This is a genomic window from Acinetobacter sp. Q186-3 (assembly GCF_013420655.1).
Lineage (GTDB): Bacteria > Pseudomonadota > Gammaproteobacteria > Pseudomonadales > Moraxellaceae > Acinetobacter > Acinetobacter indicus.
In genome coordinates this window covers 1-2,063 of the sequence record NZ_VOXS01000046.1, presented here as the reverse complement: position 1 = coordinate 2,063, position 2,063 = coordinate 1, and the positions used below count along the sequence as shown (strand labels likewise).

Here is a 2,063-nt window from a genome sequence, read left to right as displayed (position 1 = left end):
ATGGCGATTCAGCGTTTAATTGGTTTTGGGAAAAAAGAAGAGTTTAAGGAAATTTTGGCAATTTTAAGAAAGCAGAATCCTGATAGGATAAGGGTTCTGTGAAATTTGTCGTGTACAGAGTATAATATCCTGCCTTTTTTATATCTGTTTCTTCCGAAGGAGATGAGAGATGTCTGATTTCATTCAGTTAGAATATCTACAAGAAAAATTACAGCAACTTTTAGCGGAATCATTATTTGCAATCTATCTTTATGGTTCAGCTGTTGATGGTGGCTTAGGGCCAGAAAGTGACCTTGATGTTCTGGTCGTGGTTACTCAACCATTAACATCTGCTTTACGCGAGCAGCTTGCACAAGAATTACTAAAAATTTCACAGCCTGTTGGGGAATTACAAAGACCATTAGAAGTTACTATTTTATTAAAAGATGAGATTCAGTCTGGAAATTATCCTTTAAGTTATGAAATGCAGTTTGGTGAATGGCTACGTGAAGAACTTAAAGAAGGTGGAACATTAAGTTCGCAGAAAGACCCAGATATTAGTATATTGCTTAGAAAAGCGAGATCTCATCATACAGTTTTATTTGGTCCAGCTTTAGACCAATGGGCACCTGAAATTTCTGATCAAGAACTATGGCAAGCAATGTCTGATACTTATCCCGAAATTGTAGCTCATTGGGATGAGGATGCAGATGAAAGAAACCAGATTTTAGCTTTATGCCGGATCTATTTTAGTTTAGTCATGAAGGATATTGCTTCAAAAGGCAATGCAGCTCGATGGGTTATGCCTCAGCTTCCTCCTGAGCAGAAATTCGTATTGCAGCGGCTTATACAGGAATATAGAGGGGAAATCGGTAAACAAAATTGGCAAGAGGAACATTATGCTTTGCAGCCTATTGTTAATTTTCTGAGTTCAAAAATTGAAGAGCATTTTGAGCAGAAAAGAAATTTGATCACATAATAATTTTTTAGATTCTGGCTTTTCTTACCGACTTTACTAAACATACGGCTATATAAGAGTGCTTAAGCACTCTTTTTTTATTACTTAGTGTTTAAAGAAAATAATATTAATTTTAATATAGGGTTTGTTGACATTTACTGTTCATAATTAACCCTATAAAGGTAGCCATAAAAATATACATGCTAAAGCAACAGAACTTTGATAATTTCTTTTGAGCTTGTCATATCGAGTAGCTATTCCTCTAAATTGCTTTAATCTACAAAACATATTTTCAACTAAATGCCTGATTTTATATAAATACCAGTCCATATGGTCATTGTTCGATTGGCTATTTGTTTTCTTTGGTATATTCGCTTTAGTCCCTGTTTTCCTGATCTGTTCACGCAGTGGTTCTGAATCATAGCCTTTATCTGCACATACCACTTTTGTCTCTTTTAAATCTAATGTTGATATTAAATCAGGTGCAACTTTAACATCATGTGTGGTTCCATCGGTAATCATGAAATCAATAGGATTGCCATGTGCATCAACAATCAAATGTATTTTTGAGGAGTTTCCTCCTACACTTTTAGAAATAGATTGATTCGCTATGCCGGCAGAATGTTGATGAGCACGTACATGAGAGCCATCAATAAAAATCCACTCCATATCGGGGCATGAGGCTAGTAATTTGAATAATCTAAGAAACTTACCGCTGCTTGACCAACGATTAAAACGTTTGAAAATAGAGTTTGAATGACCAAAACAGCAAGGAATATCTCGCCACGGACAGCCTGTTCTAATTCTATAGAGAATAGCTTCAATAAAATTGCGTAAATTTGAGTTGTGGTGAATGGATAAATTACGCAGAATAACTTTCAACTTTTGCCAGTGTTGATCTGTCAGCATAGTACGAGGCATAGCGAATAGTAAAATTGGGTTTGGCGATTTGATTTTACTACTTCGCTATTTTTTTAAGCTAAAAGTGTCAACACACCCTAGTCAAACTACTTTATTATTCATACAAGATTCGAAAAAAACTCGAAATAACTCATCGACTGAGTCGATCAACCATTCTTTACGCTTACGTTTAACCCATGCCCACATCTGTTCTATAGGATTTAAA

The 2,063-nt window shown here is 35.3% G+C and carries 2 protein-coding genes; one reads left to right on the top strand and one right to left on the bottom strand.

Annotation, left to right across the window (positions count from 1 at the left end):
* Positions 1-169 precede the first annotated feature (169 nt).
* Entirely contained in the window at positions 170-958 is a 789-nt protein-coding gene (locus FTT64_RS14295) for an ANT(3'')-II family aminoglycoside nucleotidyltransferase (RefSeq protein WP_005137601.1), read from the top strand.
* 153 nt (positions 959-1,111) lie between these two features.
* On the opposite strand, the gene FTT64_RS14290 is transcribed toward FTT64_RS14295, so the two are convergent.
* Positions 1,112-1,858, bottom strand: a complete 747-nt coding sequence (locus tag FTT64_RS14290) for an IS5-like element ISAba31 family transposase (RefSeq protein ID WP_002122556.1) — start codon at positions 1,856-1,858, stop codon at positions 1,112-1,114.
* Positions 1,859-2,063 lie beyond the last annotated feature (205 nt).

What these genes read in the sequence shown, in the direction of transcription:
- FTT64_RS14295 (WP_005137601.1), top strand. Translation starts at nt 170, where the DNA reads ATGTCTGATTTCATTCAGTTAGAATATCTACAAGAAAAATTACAGCAA.
- FTT64_RS14290 (WP_002122556.1), bottom strand. Translation starts at nt 1,858, where the DNA reads ATGCCTCGTACTATGCTGACAGATCAACACTGGCAAAAGTTGAAAGTT.